We start from the raw sequence: 13,011 nt of genomic DNA on the forward strand, positions 1-13,011 counted from the left end.
CTCCAACTTCATGCCTCCTGTGATGAAGATCGTTACCGCCGAGCAGATGCAAACCCTCGATCGCCGCACGATTCAGGAGGCCGGCGTGCCCAGCCTGACATTGATGGAACGCGCCGGCGCTGGCGTGGTTAGCCACATGGAAGACGTGTTCGGCCGTTTGAGCGGCAAGACCGTCACGATCATCTGCGGGAAAGGCAACAACGGAGGAGATGGGCTCGTCGTCGCGCGCCTGCTGGCGAAGAAGCGTGCCGGAGTTCGAGTGTTTCTCCTGACGGGCGAGAAGGACCTCTCCCGCGACGCGCGGACCATGTATCGCCGCTGCATCCGGGCGGTCGGGAAGTCTGGTGTGCGCACGCTTGGCTCCGTCGAACCGCTCAAAACCGTCCTCGCTGAAAGCGATGTGGTTGTCGACGCGCTGCTTGGAACCGGTCTCTCCGCGCCGATCACCGGGAACTATCGGGAAGTCATCGAAGCGATCAACGAGGCGAACCGACCGACGGTGTCGGTGGATCTCCCCTCGGGAATCCACGCCGACACGGGTGCCGTGTTGGGCGCCGCCGTCCGCGCGACGTTGACCGTCACGTTCGGGCTGCCGAAACTGGGTCTGTACGTGGGACCTGGCATCGACCATGCGGGACAGGTCAGGATTGTCGACATCGGCATTCCGCCCGCGTATGTCGAAGCGGTCGAGAGCCGCGTGTCGCTCCTGACCGAAGCCGCGGTTCGCGGCGTCCTTCCTCACCGTCCCCCATCCTCACACAAGGGCACTTTCGGCCATGCCGCGATCATTGCGGGATCGGTCGGTAAAACCGGAGCCGCGGCGATGGCCGCCAAGGCCGCCTTGCGGGTGGGAGCCGGACTGGTCACGGTGGCCACGCCGTCGAGCGTGAACGACACGCTGGAAGCTAAGTTGCTGGAAGCCATGACCGTGCCCATGCCGGAGACCAAAGCCCGGACGCTGGCGCGGTCCGGCCTCGACCGGTTGCTGACGTTCATCAGCGCCAGGACCGCTGTCGCCGTCGGACCCGGCCTCACGACTCATCCGGAAACGGTCGAACTGGTCCAAGCCTTGATCAGGCAAATGGGCAAGCCCGCTGTACTGGATGCCGACGCACTGAACGCGCTGGCCGGCAAGGCGTCGTTACTGGGGGAGTGTAAGGCACCGCCGATTCTCACGCCGCACCCCGGCGAAATGGCTAGACTGGAAACGGAGGCGACGCCGCACTCGGTGAATGCGGATCGCATCGGGGTCGCCAGCCGATTCGCCGTCCAGCGGAGCGTCATTCTGGTGCTGAAAGGAGCCAGGACCGTCGTGGCGAGACCGGACGGCACGGTCGCCATTTGCCCGACCGGCAACCCGGGCATGGCCACAGCCGGCACCGGCGATGTGTTGACCGGCATGATCGTCGGCTTACTGGCCCAGGGCCTCAACCCGTGGGACGCAGCATGTGCCGCCACCTATCTCCACGGACTAGCGGGAGACCTCGCGGCCGCCCAATTGGGTATTGCCGGCATGATCGCCGGCGATGTCATCGACCAGATTCCCCATGCCCTCGTTCAAGTTGCAGGGCGCTAAGTGTTCGATCCTGTCTCCCCGGCGTGTGGTGAGCATGGCTTGGGCAACTTCGTCCAGAGACTGTCTCCGATTTATTTCTTCCTCCGTCGAGGACACGGAGCGCCTGGGACGGGTGATCGGTCGGGCTCTGCGCGGCGGAGAAGTGATCGGCCTCTACGGGGACCTCGGAACCGGGAAGACGACGCTGGTGCGCGGGATCGCCGCAGGGCTTCGCGCCGCCCCCCGGTTGGTCAGCAGCCCGACCTTCGTGCTCATTCACGAATATCGCGGCCGGTTGCTCCTCGCCCATGCGGATCTCTACCGCCTCGCTTCCCCTGACGACGTCGCACAGACAGGGCTTTCGGATTATCTGGACGGCACCACGGTCACAGTGGTCGAATGGGCGGACCATGCCGGCGCCGAATTACCTAACGACCGGCTCGAGATCCGCATAACCCACAGGGGACGGGAGACCAGAGTGCTACACCTGAGCGCGACCGGCCCAATTTCGGGGGCTCTGTTGCGAAAACTCTGTCTCGCGGCTGGAAGATCGCGCCCTCGATCGAGGAGTCGAACCGGATGAAGGTGCTGTGGGCGCCTTGGCGGATGGCGTACATCCAGCAATCACCGAAGCCTTCCCAGTGTATCTTCTGCGTCAAGGCAAAGGCAGCGCGAGACCGGGAGAATTTGCTGCTGCACCGGGGCCAGCATGGATTCGTCATGATGAATCTGTTTCCCTATAACAGCGGGCATCTGCTGGTGGCTCCTTACGCGCATGTTAACAGCATCGAATGGCTGTCGGACGAGAGCGCGCTGGATCTGATGCGGCTCACCAATCTCAGCCTCCGAGTGTTGCGGGCGCAAATCAAACCCGACGGGTTCAATGTCGGGGTGAACCTGGGACGGGTGAGCGGCGCCGGCGTGGAGGGCCATGTCCATCTGCACATCGTGCCTCGCTGGGACGGTGATACGAACTTTATGCCGTTGTTCTCTGAGACCAGGGTCATGCCGGAACATTTGGACGTCACCTATCGCAAGCTCAAAGCCGGCTTCACGGCCGCTCTGACCGGACGGAGCGGATACCGGTCCATTTCACGCCGAAGGACCGGAACACGTCGGTCATGATCAGGCTTATCCTCGTCGGCATCCTGTTATTACTCTCCCTGGCGTTTTTCCTTCAGAACCAGGAACAGGAGGTGACGCTCCGCTATTTCTTCGGATTCCGCTCCGCCTCAACACCGATCTATAAACCTATTCTGGGAGCCTTCGTGACCGGGCTCCTGCTCGCCGGCATCCTGCTGTTTCCCGCCTGGGTGCGAGGACGGATCGAGCTGCGACGAAAAACCAAAGCGCTTCAGGAGGCCGAGGTGGATCTGGAACGGTTGCGCCAGTCGCTCGACAAGGCTTTGCACAAGAGCTCCGGACACACGACGCCCGAATTCATCGAGGAACGATCGGATGAGTGATACCGACCTGACTCCGCTCATGCGGCAATATCGCGAAATCAAACGCGGCTACCGCGATGCGATTCTGTTCTTCCGCGTTGGCGACTTTTATGAAATGTTTTACGAAGACGCCGAGGAGGCCTCGCGGCTGTTGTCCATCGCGCTCACATCCAGGGACAAAGCCAGTGCAAATCCGGTCCCGCTCTGTGGGGTGCCGTACCACGCGGCGACCAGCTATATCGCCAAGCTGCTGAAGGCTGGACGCACAGTCGCCATCTGCGACCAGGTGGAAGACCCCAAACTCGCCAAAGGTCTCGTGCGGCGCGAGGTGGTGCGCCTGTATACGCCGGGTACGCTGATCGACACCGAACTCTTATCACCCGCTGAGCCCAATTTCCTCGCCGCAGTGGCGACCTCGTCACGCCGCTCCGCACAAGCCGCCGCTTCGCCCGCCTTCGGCCTTGCCGCGCTCGATCTCTCGACCGGGGAATTCTGGACCATGGAGTTCCACGGCGATCGGGCCGCCACAATCCTGATCGACGAACTGTCCCGTTTGGAACCGAAAGAGCTGCTGTATCCGGAAGAACCGTCGCCCGGCGGAGCGCCATGGGTCGGACGACTCAAAGGACTACGCCTGTGCGCCCGGTCTCCCGCCTGCTTCGACCTATTGGAAGCCCGGCGTGTGCTTCAGCAACAGTTCGGCGTCAGTTCGCTGGATGGGTTCGGATGTGCATCTCTGACGTTGGGAATTCAAGCCGCCGGCGCCGCGTTGCGTTATCTGCGCGAGACCCAGCCGTCGTCCCGCCTGGAACACATCCGTCGCCTCCAGGTCCGACGGATCGGCCAGGACATGCACCTGGACTGCGCGACCGTTCAGAACCTGGAGTTGGTTCGCCCGATGATCGGTGGAGAGCGGCGCGGAGAAATGACGTTGCTCGCCGTTCTGGATCGAACTGTCACAGCGATGGGCAGTCGCTTGATGCGGGACTGGATCCTGAAGCCGTTGCTCTCATGCGACGCAATCAACGCGCGATTGGACGCGGTCGCCGAACTAAAAGACGCTTTCCAGGCTCGCGCCGCCATTCGGACCGCCCTGCGAAACGTCCAAGACATCGGCCGCCTCGGCAGCAGACTCTCCCTCGGCGTGGCGGGACCCCGTGAACTGCTGGCCTTGAAGCAGTCCATCGCGGCGCTACCCGAACTACGCCGACACCTCTCCCGGCTTTCGGCTCCGCTCGTCCGCGATCTTGTCCGCGCGTGGGACGACGCCGGCGACCTGCACGACCTGATCGACCGCGCGATTCACCCCGGTGCGCCAGCCGCATGGCGCGACGGCGGCATCTTCAAGGACGGCGTCCACCCCCAGGTCGACGAACTGCGTAAGGCCAGCAAGGAAGGGAAAAACTGGATCGCTGGATTGGAGGCTCAGGAGCGCCAACGTACCGGCATCGACTCGCTCAAGGTCCGCTACAATCAAGTCTTTGGTTATTACATTGAAGTCACGAAGGCGAATCTTTCGCGCGTGCCAGATTCCTACATCCGCAAACAGACTCTGGTGAACGCCGAACGCTTCACGACGCCCGAATTGAAAGAGTTGGAGGAACGGGTCATCGGCGCGGAGAGCAAGGTCAAAGCGCTGGAGCAAGAACTCTTTGAACGCCTTCGGGCGCAGGTGGCCCGGGAGACACCGCGTCTGCAGGCCATCGCCGCCGCGCTCGCGCTGATTGACGTGCTGGCCGCCCTCGCGGAGACCGCCGCCCTCAACCGCTATGTCCGCCCGACCGTCGATGAGGGAGAAACCATTCGCATCGTCGAGGGACGCCATCCTGTCGTGGAACGGCTGGAGATCGACGGCGGGTTTGTGCCAAACGACACGCTGCTTGACCTGGAGAGCAATCGGCTCCTGATCCTTACTGGTCCGAACATGGCCGGAAAGAGCACCTATCTCCGTCAGGTGGCGTTGATCGTGCTCATGGCGCAAATGGGCAGCTTCGTACCGGCGACGGAAGCAAAGATCGGGGTGGTGGATCGGATCTTCACGCGCGTCGGCGCCTCGGACAATCTGGCGGGAGGACAAAGTACTTTCATGGTGGAGATGATCGAGACCGCCAATATTCTCAATTCCGCAACCCCGCGCAGCTTGATTTTATTGGATGAGATCGGACGCGGCACCAGCACCTACGACGGGCTCAGCATCGCCTGGGCCGTCGCCGAATACATCCACGATCGGCGGCACCTCGGCGCGAGGACGTTGTTCGCCACCCATTATCACGAGATGACGCAACTGGCGAACCAGCGCGAGGGGGTCAGGAACTACCGCGTGGACGTACAGGAACGGGACGGAGACGTACTCTTCCTGCGTAAAATCGTGGCCGGCGGGGCGGACCGGAGCTACGGCCTCCACGTCGCCAAGCTGGCTGGTCTCCCTTCGCCTGTAATCGATCGCGCTCGGGAAGTGCTGGCGCAATTGGAACAACCAACGGCGACCGTTTGCGGGGAAAGCACCGAACTCCATGCCCGGTCGGAAGCAGAACCCTTGCCCAGACCGCACCCGCTTATCGAGGAAGTCAGACAGATGGACCTGTTTTCCATGACCCCGTTGGACGCTTTGAACCGCCTGGCCGACCTCCAGCGGCGAATCGAGCAGCAGGCCAACTAGGCGCATACGCGGAAATTAAAAAAGCGGCACCCCATTCGAGGGTGCCGCTTTTTCCTGAAAAGGCCCCGCGTTATTTGCCTTCGTTATAAGGCGCTGTCCAGGGAATCAAGCCAGCCAGCGGCTTCTTGTCGGGGCTCAGCACGTCGTATTGCATCGCCACAGCCTCTGCCCCTTTCGGAGAAGTGTTGAGGGTCTGCTTGGCCTTGTAACACGCCGGATCCAATTCGTTCTTCCCCTGGCATTCCTTAAGCCGGAGGGCAGTAATGCTCAGTGTCTTGCCCGGTGCGCCAGCGATCTCCGGAAGCTCCTTGACGGAGTGGATCACCCGATGGTTCTGCTCGACTTCCTGGGCAACGAACTCAACCAGGGCTGTCTTGCTTGCCGGCGGCACTTCCTTGGCAGCAGCCGGACCGGCATGCGGGCGAGCCAAGGCTTTCAGTTTTTCCCATACCTCCTTGTTCGCTGCATAGAATTTCAACGTCTTGCCCGGATGAATCTTTTGCCAGAAGTATCCGCTCTCGGCGTTACCGCCGAAGACAGCAATGTTAATCCACACCGCCTCGTCATATGGATCCAGGATAATCACCCGTCCTTGGAGGGTCGTCGGCTGGCTCATATCCCCCCATTCGAACCGCTCCTGAAACGCCTCAATGGCAAGAGCGGTCGATGTCGCACCGACCATCAAGGCCAAGACAGCCAGAAAGGCCCAGCCTTTTGTATGAAGCTTCATGATCTATCCCTCCTTCAACGCTGGCTATGAACGATAAAAATTCGTCTTTCCAAGCGCCGCCATGACCTATGTTGTATTATTTTTTATTTGAGCACTTTGAACCCGGTGATGGTCCGGCCATCGAGGGTGACTTCCATCGCCACAAGGTCTTGGGACGCTTTGATGATTTGGTCCATAAGCGCCTTGTCCTTCACCGCCAGACGGACGGTCGTCGCGGCATGGTACCAGCCGGAATACGGGTTGTTCTTCTCAGTTCCGCCGGTGAACCCCCAGGCGCAGCAGGTGAATAGCGGATCGGGCGGCTTCACATCCAAGTCGGTGGAAGAGCGACCAAAAGGAGTCCCTGACGCCGGCTCACCGGTATTCCAATATTGAATCCCGAACAACAACTCTGTATCAGGGTTATCCGCCCACTGTGCCCAGACGCGTCCCTTCAACGTCTTGACCGGTTCACCTTTTAGAGGCTTTCCGCCGATGATCTGCTCCGTGGGACCCGCAGCACTGGGAGCGTCGGCTGCGGCCACGAACTCGGCCGTCATCAAGCCAACACCGGCGAGCAGCGCGACTGCCGCTATGACTACGACCCTCTTCATACCTTGTCCCTCCTTCATAATGAATGAACGACAAAAACGATGAAGAACCATACCCCACACGAAAATTCCATTTTTTTATAATTCCCAGAACGCCTCAACGCGAGAACCCGCTCCACACCCCCTTTCGTTTCGTTCCCGCTGCGCGTTTGAAATCTCTTTTTCTGCTTCTGCGACGAAAAACGCGGACATCGTACTGAAATCCCAGTATGGTGTCAAGGGAATGTTTTGGGCCGTCCCTTTCTGCGGTCATCTATCAAAACCAGTCGGAATCTCAAGTTCTTAGGGGACCGACTTACCGATCATACCCTGGTCGTCGACGGTCCGTTGCGAAGCAGGATTCTCAAGCGAAAGACGGCTGGATCGCATTTCGGGAAACGGGCCCCAGCGCAGTGACGGAGAGACAGCGCGGATCGAACAATTCACAGCTCAGATGGTGCACTTGTTCCTCGGAAACCCGATCGATTTCGACCAGCATATCGCCAAGAGACGTATGGTGGCCGAGATAGAGTTCATCTTTGGCCAGCTTGCTCATCCGACTGTCCGAGCTTTCCAGGCTCAACATCAGACTGCCTTTCATCTGGTTTTTGGCCCGATCAAGTTCCTTTTTCCCCACCCCGGAAGACCGCAGACGATTCAACTCGCGGCAGACCAACTCGATCACGCGCGGCACTTCCTTGGGCCTCGTCGCCGCATAGACAGTAAGAGTTCCCGCGTCGGAGAAGGTCGAGAGATAGGAATAAATGGAATACGCCAGGCCGCGCTTCTCCCTGATCTCTTGAAACAGTCGCGAACTCACGCTGCCGCCCAGGATCCCGTTCAGCGCATGAGCGGCGTACCGATCCTTATGCCCGGCCGGTACTCCCTTCAGCCCGAGGCAGAGGTGAACCTGCTCCAACGGCTTCCGTTGAACGATCACACCGCCCTTGATTTCCGGCGGCCATCGGTTGGGCTGCGGAAAGCCGTTCGATTTGAACCGGCCGAAGAAGCGGGCCAGCAACGGCTCTATGGTTTTCTCCTCGAAATTCCCGGCCACCGCAATGATCGTGTGACGTGGATCATAGTGGCGCCGCGTATAGTCCAGCAGGTGCTGTCGGCGCAATCCCTTGATCGTGGATGAGCGTCCCAGGATTGGACGCCCAAGCGGATGGCGCGCCAGCGCCTGTTTGGTATGGAGATCCTGCACGAGATCTTCGGGATCGTCCTGCACCATCCGAATTTCTTCGAGGACCACCTGTTTTTCTTTTTGGATTTCTCTGGCATCGAACCGGGAGTGATGAAACAGATCTGCCAGCAACTCGAGAGCAGGCTCGAGCTGCTGATCCTGCACCTTGACGTAAAACGTCGTCGTCTCCCGGCCGGTGAAGGCGTTCATCTCTCCGCCGAGCGCGTCGATCTCCCGCGAAATTTGCGTCGCCGATCGGCGCCGGGTCCCTTTGAAAAACATATGCTCGATGAAGTGGGACAGTCCCTCCTCGCCTTTCCGTTCATCGCGTGAGCCGACAGTGACCCAAATCCCGACGGTCACCGATCGCAAGGTCGGAATCCTCTCGGTAACCACGCGGAGGCCGTTGTCCAGCACGAGTTTTCTATACACGTCTCGCTATCCTGCGGCAGGTTCTTTCGCAGCGGATGTTGACGGCGCGGGCATCGCTTCCTTCCGGCTCAACCGAATCTTGCCTTGTTTGTCGATTTCGAGAACCTTGACCAAGATCTGATCGCCCTCGGACACCTCGTCGGAGACAGATTTGACGCGATGATGGGCGAGCTGAGAAATGTGCACCAACCCGTCAGTCCCGGGCAGGACTTCGACGAATGCCCCGAAGTCCATGATCTTGCGCACCGTTCCCAAATAGATCTTGCCGACCTCGACCTCTTCCGTCAGCTTGTTGATCATGTCCATCGCTTTCTTGGCCGACGCCTCGTCCACGGCGGCGATAGAGATAACGCCGCTGTCTTCCACGTTGATCTTGACGCCGCACTCGGCGATGATGCTGCGGATGGTTTTCCCCCCGGGGCCGATGACTTCGCGAATCTTGTCCGGCTTGACCTTCATGGTGAAAATGCGGGGCGCGAAAGGAGACAAATTCGCCCGAGGCCCGCTGAGCGCTTCAAGCATTCGCACGAGGATATGCAATCGGCCCACCCGGGCCTGATCCAGCGCCTGCCGCATCAACGCCGGCGTGATGCCGGCAATCTTGATGTCCATCTGCAGGGCCGTTACGCCATGCTTGGTCCCCGTAACCTTGAAATCCATATCCCCCAGATGGTCTTCCAGGCCCAGGATGTCCGAGAGCACCATGACCCGGTCTCCCTCTTTAATGAGCCCCATGGCGATCCCCGCGACCGGCTCCTTGATCGGCACACCCGCGTCCATCAGAGCCAGCGTCCCGCCACAGACAGTCGCCATTGACGATGAGCCGTTTGATTCCAGGATGTCCGACACGATCCGGAGCGTGTAGGGGAACGTTTCTTTGGAAGGAATGACGGGTTTCAAGGCTCGTTCCGCCAGCGCACCGTGTCCGACCTCCCGGCGCCCAGGAGAACGCAGCGGCCTGGCTTCTCCAACGCTGAAGGGCGGGAAATTATAATGGAGCATGAAGGTTCGGGAATATTCGCCTTCCAAAGCGTCCACCCGCTGCTCGTCTTCAGTCGTTCCTAAAGTGACGACCGCCAGGCTCTGGGTTTCTCCCCGTGTAAACAGAGCCGACCCATGGGTACGAGGCAAGACGCCAACCTCGCAGGTGATCGGCCGGATATCAGCCGGCCCTCGGCCGTCGGCCCGTACGCCCTTCTCCAAAATCATGTTGCGCACTTCGCTGTATTCCAGCGAGTGAAAGATCAGCTTGATGTGCCGCTCGCGATTTGGGTCATCGCCCTTGAGCTTCTCGACCGCTTCACTGAGAATTTGATCCAGCCGTTCTTGCCGGGCAGTCTTGTTCGGAATGAGGATCGCGTCGCGAATGGGACCCGCCACGAGCGCCCGCACGGCTTCCTCCAACGCCGGATCGATCTGTTCGTTCACCACCGGACGTTTGGGTTTGCCCGCCACCGCCTGGAGCTCGACAATCTTGGCCACGATTTTTTTGATTTCTTCGTGCGCCAACTCGATCGCTTCGATCATGACGTTTTCAGGCAGCTCGTTGGCTCCCCCTTCCACCATCATGACCGCGTCCGCGGTTCCGGCGACCACCAGATGCAGATCGCTCCGCTCCAGGGTCTCCAGGTCGGGATTGATGACGAACCGCCCGTCCACTCGCCCAACCTTGATCCCGGCCACCGGTCCGCCGAACGGGATGTCTGAGATCGCCAACGCCGCCGACGCGGCGGTGATGCCGATCACATCCGACGAACCCGTCTTGTCGGCCGAGAGCACGGAGGCGATGACCTGCGTTTCGAAGTAATAGCCGTCCGGAAACAGCGGCCGCAGGGGCCGGTCGATCAACCGACTGGTCAGCACCTCTTTTTCCGAGGGACGGCCTTCGCGTTTGAAATAGCCGCCGGGAATCTTGCCGGCCGCATAGGCTTTTTCCTGGTAATCGACGGTCAATGGGAGAAAATCGATCCCGGGCTTTACGGTCTGCGACGCGACGGCCGTAGCCAGTACGACCGTGTCGGCGTAGGATGCCCACACGGCACCGCTGGCCTGTTTCGCCACACGGCCGGTTTCGAGCCTCAGCCTGCGGCCCGCGACATCCAGTTCCACTGCGTGAATCATCTAGAGGTCTCCTTTGTTCCCTGCCCCACAGATGCCCACAGAGATGCGCTTGAACGCAAAACTCGTAACAGCGAAAAGCCTGCTGCTAGCCATTAGCTGCCAGCTTGGTTCCAGCCCATGTCCGTGTTCACCTGTGGCGGCAGCCGGTGAATACACGCGCCGAAGCGCAGGAGCGACTGGAGCCAGGGTTACTTCCTGATTCCCAGTCGCTCCAGAACCGCCCGATAGCGGGCCTCATCGATACGGCGCAGGTAGTCCAACAGGCGCCGTCGCCGGCCGACTAGGTTGAGCAACCCACGCCGCGAATGATGGTCTTTCTTATGGATTTTGAAATGCTCCGTCAGATAGCCGATCCGGTTCGTCAGGATGGCGATCTGCACCTCCGGCGAGCCACTATCCCTGTCGTGCCGCCGATACTGGCGAATCAATTCTGTTTTCGTCTCCTTGAGCAACGCCATGTTCCCCTGCTCCTGGTTGTCCCTCGTCCACCTCTATCCCGCTCACCTTACGCTTCAACCAACACTTTCTCGACTACCACCGCGATTTCCGCCGGATCCTGGAATGCTCCGCTTGCTCCACTTCTATCAGGCACAGCACCGATCGCCAGCAGACGCCCCGCTTGATCCTTGATTCGGACCGGTCCCCGCCGGTAGGGCTCCCCAGTCGGAGATTCCCATTCCATAACCCCCCGCAGCGGAACCGGCGCTCCATGGACGACCCTCTGCCCCGTGCGCTGATCCACGACGACTGCAGGCAGTGTTCGGAGCGCTTCGTCCAGCGACAGGAGAGACTCGGCCAGCCGTCCGGTCATAGACCGGCGGGCGATGTCCTCCAACGTAACCGCTTGCTCCAACACGAGCGGCCCGACACGCCGGCGCTCCAAGGCCAGCAAATGGCCTCCCACCCCAAGCACCTCGCCGATGTCGACACACAAGGTCCGGATATATGTCCCTTTGGAACAGCGCACGCGCAACGACACGTCGGGCAGGTTCACTTCCAGTACCTCGATTTCATAGACGGTCACTTCACGCGGTTTGCGCATCACGCTCTTGCCCGCCCGCGCCGCCTTATACAGCGGCACCCCCCTCACTTTCACGGCCGAATACATAGGGGGAATCTGCATCAGCCGTCCCTGAAAGCGAGACGCCGCCTGCTGGATTCGGTCCGCAGTCAACCCGTCCAAAACGCACGTCGCCAGTGTAGCGCCGGTCGCGTCTTGGGTGTCGGTCGTCACTCCCAGCCGCAGTACCGCCTGATATTCCTTATCCCAATCCAGTAGATATTCGGCAATCCGCGTGCCTCGCCCGATCAACAGCGGCAGCACCCCCGTCGCCGCCGGGTCCAAGGTGCCAGCATGGCCGATCTTACTTTCCCGCAACAGGCCTCTCACCTTGGCCACCACATCGTGCGAGGTCCAGCCCGCCGGTTTGCTCACGTTCAAAACGCCGTCGCCGATTTCACAGGATTGAGATGTCTGAGCGCCACGCAGCATGCGTTGGTCCCAAGAGTTCCCTGCTACGAAGCATCGGCAGGATCAATCGTGTGAGTCGCGGAGTTCGTCTCGGGCGGCCCCGGTTCGACCTCCGGTTCTACGTGGAGACTCTCCAGCAGACGCAGCACCCGGTCCCCCCGAGGACCGCTGACATCCTTCACGAAAAGCAATTCAGGGATATGGCGGATCGTCAATCGCCGCCCCAACTCGGTCCGAATGAATCCGTTGGCCCGGGTCAGTCCGGCGAAAACCTCCCGCTCGCCTTCTTCTCCCGCGATCGTGGTGACGTAGATGCGAGCCAGACGCAGGTCATTACTGAGCAGCACATCCGTGACCGTGACGGAGCGCAGGCGAGGGTCCTTCGTCTTGCGCATCAGGATGTCGGCAACCTCCATGCGGATTTGATCGGCTACACGATCGGCGCGCTTGTACGCGGTCCTCATTATTTCCGCTCCTCACAGCTTTGCCTCATGCGCAGGCGCGCGTTCATACACCCCGACTCCGCGCCCCCCGTTCGCCTCACAGCAGTTCTATCTGAGTGCGCACGACCTGAATCGCCGGTACTCCCCGAATGACGTTCAGCGCCTGATCGAGAACCCGGTTGACATGGGCCCGCTCGTTCGAGACGCAAGCGATGCCCAGAATCGCTTTTTGCCACAACTCCTGCTCGCCCACTTCTGCGACGGAGACGTTAAATTTGCCGTGCAGCCGGTCCTTGAGACTCACCAGAATTTGGCGTTTGGCTTTGAGAGAGTGGCCGTTCGGAATGAACAGTTCGACCGTGCACAGCCCGACGATCATGTCCGCCGCCGAGGGAGACAC

Annotated in this window: 13 protein-coding genes; 5 read left to right on the forward strand and 8 right to left on the reverse strand. The window is 60.5% G+C overall.

Going from position 1 to position 13,011, the window contains the following annotated elements:
• Positions 1 to 22: 22 nt before the first annotated feature.
• The 5 genes from ACWHTU_RS17450 to mutS are packed head-to-tail and all read left to right on the forward strand — an operon-like array spanning position 23 to position 5,659.
• A complete protein-coding gene (locus tag ACWHTU_RS17450; protein WP_447860681.1) occupies positions 23 to 1,576 on the forward strand; it encodes an NAD(P)H-hydrate dehydratase in 1,554 nt (517 codons plus the stop codon).
• Positions 1,577 to 1,610: 34 nt separating this feature from the next.
• On the forward strand, positions 1,611 to 2,138 hold the full coding sequence (tsaE, locus tag ACWHTU_RS17455) for a tRNA (adenosine(37)-N6)-threonylcarbamoyltransferase complex ATPase subunit type 1 TsaE (protein ID WP_447860682.1): 528 nt from the start codon (positions 1,611 to 1,613) through the stop codon (positions 2,136 to 2,138).
• Positions 2,135 to 2,680: an HIT family protein gene (locus ACWHTU_RS17460; RefSeq protein ID WP_447860683.1), complete on the forward strand. Its 546-nt coding sequence runs from the start codon at positions 2,135 to 2,137 to the stop codon at positions 2,678 to 2,680. Before tsaE ends, ACWHTU_RS17460 begins: the two co-directional genes overlap by 4 nt.
• Complete coding sequence (locus tag ACWHTU_RS17465) at positions 2,677 to 3,021, forward strand: LapA family protein (RefSeq protein ID WP_447860684.1); 345 nt, start codon at positions 2,677 to 2,679, stop codon at positions 3,019 to 3,021. The genes ACWHTU_RS17460 and ACWHTU_RS17465 overlap by 4 nt, the downstream gene beginning before the upstream one ends.
• Positions 3,014 to 5,659 carry a DNA mismatch repair protein MutS gene (gene mutS, locus ACWHTU_RS17470; protein WP_447860685.1) on the forward strand — a complete coding sequence of 882 codons (2,646 nt, stop codon included), beginning with the start codon at positions 3,014 to 3,016 and terminating at the stop codon, positions 5,657 to 5,659. Before ACWHTU_RS17465 ends, mutS begins: the two co-directional genes overlap by 8 nt.
• A gap of 70 nt (positions 5,660 to 5,729) precedes the next feature.
• On the opposite strand, the gene ACWHTU_RS17475 is transcribed toward mutS, so the two are convergent.
• The 8 genes from ACWHTU_RS17475 to ACWHTU_RS17510 form a co-directional block, all read right to left on the reverse strand.
• Positions 5,730 to 6,389, reverse strand: a complete 660-nt coding sequence (locus tag ACWHTU_RS17475) for a hypothetical protein (protein ID WP_447860686.1) — start codon at positions 6,387 to 6,389, stop codon at positions 5,730 to 5,732.
• 83 nt (positions 6,390 to 6,472) lie between these two features.
• Positions 6,473 to 6,982, reverse strand: coding sequence for a hypothetical protein (locus ACWHTU_RS17480; protein WP_447860687.1), 510 nt, complete (start codon positions 6,980 to 6,982; stop codon positions 6,473 to 6,475).
• Between the two features lie 340 nt (positions 6,983 to 7,322).
• The gene (locus ACWHTU_RS17485) at positions 7,323 to 8,576 is read right to left on the reverse strand and encodes a M16 family metallopeptidase (protein ID WP_447860688.1); all 1,254 of its coding nucleotides are present in this window, start codon (positions 8,574 to 8,576) and stop codon (positions 7,323 to 7,325) included.
• 6 nt (positions 8,577 to 8,582) lie between these two features.
• Positions 8,583 to 10,697, reverse strand: a complete 2,115-nt coding sequence (gene pnp, locus ACWHTU_RS17490) for a polyribonucleotide nucleotidyltransferase (protein WP_447860689.1) — start codon at positions 10,695 to 10,697, stop codon at positions 8,583 to 8,585.
• A 188-nt stretch (positions 10,698 to 10,885) separates the two neighbouring features.
• Positions 10,886 to 11,155 (reverse strand): 30S ribosomal protein S15, encoded by a 270-nt coding sequence (gene rpsO / locus ACWHTU_RS17495; protein WP_447860690.1) that lies wholly within the window; start codon positions 11,153 to 11,155, stop codon positions 10,886 to 10,888.
• A gap of 47 nt (positions 11,156 to 11,202) precedes the next feature.
• A complete protein-coding gene (gene truB / locus ACWHTU_RS17500; RefSeq protein ID WP_447860691.1) occupies positions 11,203 to 12,189 on the reverse strand; it encodes a tRNA pseudouridine(55) synthase TruB in 987 nt (328 codons plus the stop codon).
• Between the two features lie 23 nt (positions 12,190 to 12,212).
• Positions 12,213 to 12,632 (reverse strand): 30S ribosome-binding factor RbfA, encoded by a 420-nt coding sequence (gene rbfA, locus ACWHTU_RS17505; protein ID WP_447860692.1) that lies wholly within the window; start codon positions 12,630 to 12,632, stop codon positions 12,213 to 12,215.
• 76 nt (positions 12,633 to 12,708) lie between these two features.
• On the reverse strand, positions 12,709 to 12,990 hold the full coding sequence (locus tag ACWHTU_RS17510; RefSeq protein ID WP_447860693.1) for a DUF503 domain-containing protein: 282 nt from the start codon (positions 12,988 to 12,990) through the stop codon (positions 12,709 to 12,711).
• Positions 12,991 to 13,011 lie beyond the last annotated feature (21 nt).

The sequence above is a fragment of the Nitrospira calida genome (assembly GCF_976986435.1).

Bases quoted from the DNA above. Each gene is read 5' to 3' on its own strand.
- ACWHTU_RS17465 (WP_447860684.1), top strand. From the start codon at position 2,677: ATGATCAGGCTTATCCTCGTCGGCATCCTGTTATTACTCTCCCTGGCG.
- ACWHTU_RS17480 (WP_447860687.1), bottom strand. From the start codon at position 6,982: ATGAAGAGGGTCGTAGTCATAGCGGCAGTCGCGCTGCTCGCCGGTGTT.
- tsaE (WP_447860682.1), top strand. From the start codon at position 1,611: ATGGCTTGGGCAACTTCGTCCAGAGACTGTCTCCGATTTATTTCTTCC.
- ACWHTU_RS17510 (WP_447860693.1), bottom strand. From the start codon at position 12,990: ATGATCGTCGGGCTGTGCACGGTCGAACTGTTCATTCCGAACGGCCAC.
- rbfA (WP_447860692.1), bottom strand. From the start codon at position 12,632: ATGAGGACCGCGTACAAGCGCGCCGATCGTGTAGCCGATCAAATCCGC.
- ACWHTU_RS17450 (WP_447860681.1), top strand. From the start codon at position 23: ATGAAGATCGTTACCGCCGAGCAGATGCAAACCCTCGATCGCCGCACG.
- truB (WP_447860691.1), bottom strand. From the start codon at position 12,189: ATGCTGCGTGGCGCTCAGACATCTCAATCCTGTGAAATCGGCGACGGC.
- mutS (WP_447860685.1), top strand. From the start codon at position 3,014: ATGAGTGATACCGACCTGACTCCGCTCATGCGGCAATATCGCGAAATC.
- rpsO (WP_447860690.1), bottom strand. From the start codon at position 11,155: ATGGCGTTGCTCAAGGAGACGAAAACAGAATTGATTCGCCAGTATCGG.
- pnp (WP_447860689.1), bottom strand. From the start codon at position 10,697: ATGATTCACGCAGTGGAACTGGATGTCGCGGGCCGCAGGCTGAGGCTC.
- ACWHTU_RS17460 (WP_447860683.1), top strand. From the start codon at position 2,135: ATGAAGGTGCTGTGGGCGCCTTGGCGGATGGCGTACATCCAGCAATCA.
- ACWHTU_RS17475 (WP_447860686.1), bottom strand. From the start codon at position 6,389: ATGAAGCTTCATACAAAAGGCTGGGCCTTTCTGGCTGTCTTGGCCTTG.